This is a genomic window from Streptomyces sp. SID11385 (genome assembly GCF_010548245.1).
In the GTDB taxonomy this organism is placed as follows: Bacteria; Actinomycetota; Actinomycetes; order Streptomycetales; family Streptomycetaceae; genus Streptomyces.
In genome coordinates this window covers 1-8,568 of record NZ_JAAGLR010000143.1, presented here as the reverse complement: position 1 = coordinate 8,568, position 8,568 = coordinate 1, and the positions used below count along the sequence as shown (strand labels likewise).

Here is an 8,568-nt window from a genome sequence, read left to right as displayed (position 1 = left end):
CTCGCGGGCGGGGACGGGAGCGGGGGAACGGGCGAGGAGGCGGCGGCGAAGGCCGGACACGCGGCGGCGGGCCGGGCGGTGACCCCGAGCCGTACGCACACCGAGAGCCACGCGGCACCCTCGAAGAGCCCCACGTCCACGCCCTCGCCGCACCAGTCCCCGAGCCGGACGGCCTCCACCGCGCCGAGCCGGTCGGCGGCGACGGCCCCCACGGGCACGCCGGTCACGGCGCGCGTCAACGCGCACGCGTGGGAGGACCCGTGCAGCCCCCGCTACCTCGTGCACAACGACCACGAGGAGATGCCGCCCCCGCCGACCGAGGGCGACGCGGCGGGATGGGCGCGGGCGCTCGGCGCGGTGCCCGCCGGGAAGCAGCGGATCGCGGTGACGCTCCAGGGGACGGGCGAGGAGACGGTCGTCCTGAACGCGATGCGGGTGCGGACGCTGCGGAGCGGGCCGCCGCTCGCCTGGGACGCGTACATCATGGGCGTGGGCTGCGGCGGCAACGTCCCCGCGGAGGGCTTCACGACCGACCTGGACGCGCCCCGGCCCGCGCTGAAGCCGCTCTCGGGGCAGCGGGACTTCCCGTACAAGGTGAGCGCGAGCGACCCCGAGGTCTTCTACGTGACGGCGAACACGGCGGCGCACGACGTCACCTGGTGCCTGGAGATCGACTGGTCCAGCGGCGACCGCCACGGCACGCTCCGCGTCACCGACGCGGGCACCCCCTTCCGCACGGCCCCCGCCAAGAACCGCCCCACGTGGCAGTGGCCACCGGGCGACACCGAGTGGGGGCCGGAGGTGAAGGGGTAGGGGATCAGTCGAGGGCCGGGTCGAAGACTTCCGCGATGGTGCGGGCGGTGAGGGCGCGGTCGAACCAGGTGTCGAGGGTGTCGAGGTCGGTGCAGGCGTTGATGCGGGCGGTGGCGTCCTCCGTGAGGGAGACGCCGTGGGCGTCGAGGAGCTTGAGGAGGAGGGAGATCTTCCCCTCGGCCTTCCCTTCAGCCTTCCCTTCGGCCTTTCCCTCGGTCTTGCCCGTGGCCTCCCCCTCGGCCTTTCCCTCGAGGAAAGTCCGCTCAAGGAGAGTGCCGCTTCCGGGGAAGTAGCTGGCCCTCATGATGTCCTCCCAGAGTGCGCGGTGGCCGGTGCCGGCCAGCCCCATGTTCACGATATCGAAAAAGTACTCACTGGACCGCGAATCGGTCTTGCGCAGCGCGGTACCCACTGCCCGCAGTGTCTCGGGGGTCAGTTTGTGGCCTGCGTGCGTGAGGACCGAGAAGACCGCGAGGGCGAGGTCGTCGGCGACCTCGGCCGGGTCGGTGACGAGCGGGATGTTGTGCGGGCCCGCCACGAGCGGGCGCAGCGTCAGGCTCGGCCAGTTCGCCCCGCCGAGCTCGAAGGGCCCCTCGGCCCAGCGGGCCGTGTGCTCGTCGGTGCAGACGACCAGGAGATTGGCGGGGCACTGGTACTTCGCCGCCAGGTACCCCAGGTAGTACGTCCAGGTGGCGGCCTTGTCCGGGGCCTTTCTGCCCTGCGCCTCGATGCCGAGCAGGAAGGGCTTCCCCTCCGAGGGCGTGATGTGCAGGACGCTGTCGATGCGCCGCTCGACGGGGCGGATCTCCGTGACATCCGAGTTGAGCACGTCCACAGCGAGCTTCGGGGGAAGCGGGACACCGAGTATCCGGAAGACGGGGCCGAGCAGTTCGGGCCGGTCCTGGAAGACGCGGTGCGATGCCTCGTGTTGCGAGGTGACCATGCGAGCACTCTACGTAGCCGTTTCGCGCCGGAACGTTCCGCCATGGAGGTGATCACCCGATCGTGGGCGTGGCGGGCTCCGCCGTGTGTGCGTCGGCCGTTTCGTGGGACGCCGTGTCCGTTGGCGTGCGCACGTCCTAAGCTGCGCAGCCATGACACCCGCACCCCTTCCCGCGCAAGCCTCCGCCCCGCGTGGTCTTCCGGCGCTCGCCGCCCGGGCCGCCGCCGTCAAGTCCTCGCCCGTGCGCGACATCCTCGCCGTCACCGCGCGGCCCGAGGTCATCAACTTCGCGGGTGGGCTGCCCGCGCCCGAGTTCTTCGACGTGGCGGGGGTCGCCGCCTCCTTCGCCGCCGTGCTGGGCGAGGGCGAGAGCGGTGGCAAGGCGCTCCAGTACGCGACGACCGAGGGCGAGCCGACGCTGCGGGCCGCGCTCGCCGCCCGCACGACCGCGCGCGGACTGCCCACCGACGGCGACGACCTGCTCGTCACGACCGGTTCGCAGCAGGGGCTGCACCTCGTGACGAGCGCGCTCGTCGAGGCCGGGGACACGGTGCTCGTCGAGCGCCCGTGCTACCTCGCCGCGCTTCAGGTCTTCGCCTTCGCCGGGGCGCGTATCGTGCCCGTGCCGTGCGACGAGGACGGCGTCGACCCGGACGCGCTCGACGCGCTCGCCGCCCGTGAGCGGCCCAAGTTCTTCTACTCCGTGCCGACCTTCCAGAACCCGACGGGCCGCACGACGACCGCGGCGCGCCGCGCGGCCGTCGCCGCCGTCGCCGCGCGGCGCGGCTTCTGGCTCCTGGAGGACGACCCCTACGGGGAGTTGAGGTACGAGGGGGAGCGCGTGCCCTGGCTCGCGACGTACCCGGGCGCCGAGGACCGTACGGTGCTTCTCGGCAGCTTCTCGAAGGTCATGGCGCCCGGGCTGCGGCTCGGCTGGCTGCGCGCGCCCGAGGCGCTGCGGCGCGCCTGCGCGGTCGTCAAGCAGTCCACCGACCTGCACACCCCGACCCTCAACCAGCTCGCCGCCGCACGGTACCTGGCCGACCGCGACCTCGACGCGCACGTGGCGTCCGTCGCCGCCGCGTACGGGCGGCGCAGGGACGCGATGCTCGCCGCGCTCCCCGAAGCGCTCCCGGACGGCGCGGAGTTCGCGCGGCCCGAGGGCGGCATGTTCGTGTGGGCGCGGCTCCCGGAGGGGGCGGACGCGGCGGAACTGCTGCGCGAGGTGGTCGCGTACGACGTGGCGTACGTGCCGGGCGCGCCGTTCTACGCGGCGGACCCGGACCCGCGCACGCTGCGGCTGTGCTTCGTGACGCAGGACGAGGCCACGATCGCGGAAGGGCTGGGACGACTGGGCGCCGCACTGCGCAAGTGACGTCAACCCGCCGTCAGCGTACGGGTGATGAATTCGGCCGACGCGCGCAGCCACGCCTCCACGCGGTCGAAGCGCGCCCACCCGCCGCCGTCCGCGAGACCCCGTACGTACGCCTCGTCGCCGCGTGCCACGCGCGCGGCGACGAACGCGCGGCAGGACGAGGCCACTTCGAGCGAGACGGAGGCGAACTCCGCGCGTGCGGGGGCGTCGAGACCGTACGCATCGGCCAAAAGCCGCAGGCGGGTGAGGGGTTCGAGCCCCGGCGGGTGGGGCCGTGAGGACTCGCCCGTCAACGGGGCCCAGTAGCGGGCCGTCACCGCGAGGTCCCAGACGCGGCGGCCGGGCGCGGCGAGGTCGAAGTCGATGAGGGCGTGGGCGCGGCCCGCGCGGAACACGACGTTCTCGGGGCACACGTCGTTGTGGCACAGGACCGGCCCGTCCCCCCCCCCGCGGATCGCTCAACTCCCGTGGCCACCGGGCATCCGGGGGCCGGGGGAGCGCGGTGGACGCGTCGTGCAGCCGCCGGAGCAGCGCGCCGACCGAGCACAGCGCGTCGTCCGTCATCGACCAGGCGGGGAAGGGCGGCAGCGCGACGTCGCCCGCGAGGTACGTGAGCCGTTCGCGGCCGTCGGCCACGGGGCCGAGGGGGAGCGGCGCGCCGCCGAAACCGGCCGCGCGCAGTCCGCGGAGCCGGTCGTGCAGCGCCGGGGCGGACGGCGGGGCGGGACGGACCACCGCGGAATCCTCGCGGTGGACCGCCCCGGCGTTGGCCATGCCACCGGGCAGGGCTTCACCCCGTCCCGTCACCGGCCCCCGTCCCGTCACCGGCCCCCCGCCCCCTCACAAGTCCCCGTCCCCTACAGGCTCTTCGGCGCCCTGATCCCCAGCAGCCCCAGTCCCGCCGCCAGCGTGTCAGCCGTCAGCGCGCACAGGAAGAGCCGGTTCGCCACGACCTCCGGGGAGTTGTCCTCCGACAGGACGTGGCACTGGTCGTAGAACGTCGTGTACAGCGAGGCCGTCTGGTACAGGTACGCGGCGAGCTTGTGCGGCGCGTACTCGTGGGTGGCCTCCAGGACCTGGTCCCCGAAGGCGTCCAGGTGGAGACCGAGGGCGCGTTCGGCGGGGGCGAGGGTCAGTTCCGGGTGCGCTGCCGGGGCGGGGGCCCCGGACGCCTTCGCGCGCCGCAGGATCGACTGGATACGGGCGTACGCGTACTGGATGTACACGCTGGTGTCGCCGTTGAGCGAGACCATCTGGTCCAGGTCGAACTTGTAGTCCCTGCTCGCCGACGTCGACAGGTCCGCGTACTTGACCGCGCCGATGCCGACCTGCGCGCCCCGCTCCGCGATCTCCTCCTCGCTCAGCTGCCCCTTGACGTCCTTCTCGCGCACGACGGCCGTCGCCCGCGTGACGGCTTCGTCGAGGAGGTCCACGAGCCGCACGGATTCGCCGGCCCGCGTCTTGAAGGGCTTGCCGTCCGCGCCGAGCACCGTGCCGAAGGCGAGCTGCACGGCCCGTACGTCCTCGCTCAGCCAGCCCGCCCGCTTCGCGGTCTCGAAGACCATCTTGAAGTGCAGCGCCTGCCGCGCGTCCACGACGTACAGGAGGGTGTCCGCCTTGAGGTCGAAGACCCGGTTCCGGATCGCCGAGAGATCGGTCGCCGCGTACCCGAAGCCGCCGTTGGACTTGCGCACGATGAGCGGGACCGGGTTGCCGTCCGGGCCCTTCACGTCGTCGAAGAAGACGCACAGCGCGCCCTCGGAGCGCACCGCGACGCCGGACTGCTCCAGGAGGTCGCACGTCTCGGCGAGCATGTCGTTGTACCCGGACTCGCCGACGATGTCCGCGTCGCGGATGTCCATGTCGAGCTTGCCGAAGAGCGCGTTGAAGTAGACCTTCGACTCGTCCACGAACCGGTGCCAGAAGGCGAGGGTCTCCTCGTCACCGGCCTGGAGGTCCACGACCCGCCGCCTGGCCCGCTCCTTGAAGCCCTCGTCCTCGTCGAAGAGCGCCTTGGACGCCTTGTAGACCCGGTTCAGGTTCGACATGGCCGCTTCACCGGCGGCCTCCGTGACCTCGGCGGACGAGGACGGCCGGTCCAGCTCCGCCGGGTGCTCCATGAGGTACTGGATGAGCATGCCGAACTGGGTGCCCCAGTCGCCGATGTGGTGCCGCCGGATCACGGTCTCGCCCGTGAACTCCAGCATCCGCATCAGGGCATCGCCGATGACCGCCGAGCGCAGGTGCCCGACGTGCATCTCCTTGGCCACGTTCGGCTGCGCGTAGTCGATCACGGTCCGGCCCGGGTGCTCCGCGTACGGGACGCCGAGGCGCTCACCGGCCGCGGCGCGCGCCGCCAGGTTCCGTACGAGTGCTTCGTCCGCGACCGTGATGTTGAGGAAGCCGGGGCCCGAGACCTCGACGTCCTTGATCACCGCGCTGTCCGGGAGCGCCGCCACGACCTGGGTCGCCAGTTCCCGCGGATTGGCCTTCGCCTTCTTCGCGAGCGCGAGCACCCCGTTGGCCTGGAAGTCGGCCCGGTCGCTTCGGCGCAGCAGCGGGTCCGCGTCCGCGGTGCCCGGCAGGGCGGCGGCGAGAGCGTCCTTGAGCTGCTGTTCGACGGAAGCGGTGAGGGACGTGACCGAAGCCATAGGAAGGGGAGCCGTTCTCCTCGGGGGTGCAGATACTCCCGCCAGTATCCCACCAGGCCGCCACGCCTCTCGAACGGTTATCCCGCGCGCGCTCCGTATCCCGTTTCCCCCCACGCCCCCGCTCCTGGGACAATGGGCGACGACCATCCCCGTTCTCCCCGGAAGAAGGACGTGCCGATCGTGGCTCAGAGCACAGAGACCGCAGACTGGGTCTCCCGTTACGCCGACGAGGTCATCGCCGAGTCCGAGCGTCGTGCCCCGGGCAAACCGGTCGTCGTCGCCTCCGGGCTCTCGCCCTCGGGCCCCATCCACCTGGGCAACCTGCGCGAGGTCATGACGCCGCACCTCGTCGCCGACGAGATCCGCCGGCGCGGGTACGAGGTGCGCCACCTCATCTCGTGGGACGACTACGACCGCTACCGCAAGGTGCCGAACGGTGTCGACGGCGTCGACGAGTCCTGGGCCGCGCACATCGGCAAGCCGCTGACCTCGGTCCCGGCCCCGAAGGGCTCCGCGTACCCGAACTGGGCGGAGCACTTCAAGGCCGCCATGGTGGGCGCGCTGACCGACCTCGGCGTCGTGTTCGACGGCATCAGCCAGACCGCCCAGTACACGGCGGGCGTCTACCGCGAGCAGATCCTGCACGCGATGCGCGAGCGCGGCCGTATCGACGCGATCCTCGACCAGTACCGCACGAAGAAGAAGCCCGCGGCCAAGCAGAGCCAGAAGCCGCTGGACGAGGCCGAGGTCGAGGCCGCCGAGGGCTCCGGCGCGGCGAGCGAGGACGACGGCAGCGGCGGCGCGGGCGGCTACTACCCGTACAAGCCCTACTGCGGGAACTGCGCGAAGGACCTCACGGCGGTCACGGCGTACGACGACGAGAGCACCGAGCTGTCGTACACGTGCGCCGACTGCGGCTTCTCGGAGACGGTGAAGCTCTCCGAGTTCAACCGCGGCAAGCTGGTCTGGAAGGTCGACTGGCCCATGCGCTGGGCCTTCGAGGGCGTGATCTTCGAGCCGTCCGGCGTGGACCACTCCTCGCCCGGCTCCTCGTACGTCGTCGGCGGGCAGATCGTCCGCGAGATCTTCGGCGGGACGCAGCCCATCGGGCCGATGTACGCCTTCGTCGGCATCAGCGGCATGGCGAAGATGTCCAGCTCCAAGGGCGGGGTCCCCACCCCGGCCGACGCGCTGCGCATCATGGAGGCGCCGCTGCTTCGCTGGCTGTACGCGCGCCGCCGCCCCAACCAGTCGTTCAAGATCGCCTTCGACCAGGAGATCCAGCGCCTGTACGACGAGTGGGACAAGCTCGCCGCGAAGGTCGCGGACGGCTCCGCGCTCCCGGCCGACACCGCCGCGTACACGCGCGCGGTCGGCACGGCCGCCGGGCCGCTGCCCGCGACACCGCGACCGCTCCCGTACCGCACCCTCGCCTCCGTCGCGGACATCACGGCGGGCGCGGAGGACCAGACGCTGCGCATCCTCGGCGAGCTGGACCCGAACCACCCGCTCGCCTCGCTCGACGAGGTGCGGCCCCGGCTCGACCGCGCCGAGGCGTGGATCTCCACGTACGTCGCGGCCGACCAGCGCACGGTGGTACGCACCGAGCCGGACACGGAGCTGCTCGGCTCGCTCGGCGACACCGACCGCGAGTCGCTGCGGCTGCTCGCCGAGGGGCTCGGCACGCACTGGTCGCTCGACGGCCTGACGACGCTCGTCTACGGCGTGCCGAAGGTCATGGCCGGGCTCGACCCGGAGGCGAAGCCGACGCCGGAGCTGAAGACCGCGCAGCGCACGTTCTTCGCGCTCCTGTACCGCCTCCTCGTCGGCCGCGACACGGGCCCCCGCCTGCCCACGCTGCTGCTCGCGGTCGGCGCGGAGCGGGTGCGGTTCCTGCTGGGGCAGTGAGGCGCGGACACACGGGAAAGGGCCGGACCTCCTCGCGGGGGTCCGGCCCTTCCGGCGGTACGGGGCGGGTGGCTCAGGCGGGCGCGTCGGCGTCCAGCTCGCCGGTGTGGCGCGGCTCGAACTCGTCCAGCCAGGCCGTGAGTTCACGCTCGGGGAGCGGGCCGCCCTCCGGGGCGCTGACGTTGTAGTTCTCCAGGAGGTACTTGCCGAACTGACGCGGGTTCGGGAAACCGCCCATCTCGCGCACGTACTGCCGGAAGACGCCGTAGAACGCGTCCTCGCGCGAGATGTCGTCGGGCAGCCAGTCGTCCTTCTCGGCCGCCTGGTCCCCGCCGGGGGCCTCCTCGGCGGGCGCTTCCGCGGCGGGGGAGTCCTGGCGCTGGCCGGGAATGCGGGGGCCGGGGACCGGCTCGACCCGCTCCTCCGCGAGCGGACGCGTGCGGTACGGGCCGTTCGGGACCTGGATGGGCTCCTGCGCCTGCCCGCCCTGCTGCGCCTGCCCGCCCTGCTCCGCCTGCTGGTCCTGCTCCGCCTCGTACCAGTGCTGCGGCTGGTAGGGCGCGTGGAAGCGCGGGGCGAAGCGGGGGTCCTCCTCGTCGGCCGGGGGCTCCGGGTACTGCGGGTCCTCCGGCGGCGGAGCGTGGGGCTCGGGGTCGAAGGTCGGGTCGTAGCCGCCCTGGTAGGCGACGGCCTGCGGGTGGCCCTTGAACCAGGGACTCGTCGGGTCCTGCGCGGCGGGCTGCTCGTGAACGGGCGCGGCCTGCCGCGGCTGGGGCTGTTGCTGCTGCGGCACGGGCCGGTGCGGTACGGGCTGCTGGGGGGCCGGGGCGGTGGCCGTGAGCTGGGCCCTGGGCTGCGCCTCCGCGACCGCCGCCGCC

The 8,568-nt window shown here is 72.8% G+C and carries 4 protein-coding genes and 3 pseudogenes; 3 read left to right on the top strand and 4 right to left on the bottom strand.

Annotated features, from left to right (window positions below; translation table 11 throughout):
• Positions 1 to 813: pseudogene (locus G3I42_RS04540) on the top strand (hypothetical protein); the annotation flags it as partial.
• A gap of 4 nt (positions 814 to 817) precedes the next feature.
• Here the strand turns inward: G3I42_RS04540 and G3I42_RS04535 are convergent.
• Entirely contained in the window at positions 818 to 1,756 is a 939-nt protein-coding gene (locus G3I42_RS04535; protein ID WP_164282573.1) for a hypothetical protein, read from the bottom strand.
• A gap of 151 nt (positions 1,757 to 1,907) precedes the next feature.
• Here G3I42_RS04535 and G3I42_RS04530 point away from each other — a divergent pair, with 151 nt between their 5' ends.
• Entirely contained in the window at positions 1,908 to 3,131 is a 1,224-nt protein-coding gene (locus G3I42_RS04530; protein ID WP_164282571.1) for a PLP-dependent aminotransferase family protein, read from the top strand.
• A gap of 2 nt (positions 3,132 to 3,133) precedes the next feature.
• Here G3I42_RS04530 and G3I42_RS04525 read toward each other — a convergent pair.
• Positions 3,134 to 3,905, bottom strand: a pseudogene (locus G3I42_RS04525) (phosphotransferase).
• An 83-nt stretch (positions 3,906 to 3,988) separates the two neighbouring features.
• Positions 3,989 to 5,782, bottom strand: coding sequence for an arginine--tRNA ligase (gene argS, locus G3I42_RS04520; RefSeq protein ID WP_164282569.1), 1,794 nt, complete (start codon positions 5,780 to 5,782; stop codon positions 3,989 to 3,991).
• A 171-nt stretch (positions 5,783 to 5,953) separates the two neighbouring features.
• Between argS and lysS the strand changes: the two genes are divergently transcribed.
• Positions 5,954 to 7,690, top strand: a complete 1,737-nt coding sequence (gene lysS / locus G3I42_RS04515; protein WP_164282567.1) for a lysine--tRNA ligase — start codon at positions 5,954 to 5,956, stop codon at positions 7,688 to 7,690.
• A gap of 73 nt (positions 7,691 to 7,763) precedes the next feature.
• Here lysS and G3I42_RS04510 read toward each other — a convergent pair.
• Positions 7,764 to 8,568, bottom strand: a pseudogene (locus G3I42_RS04510) (hypothetical protein); the annotation flags it as partial.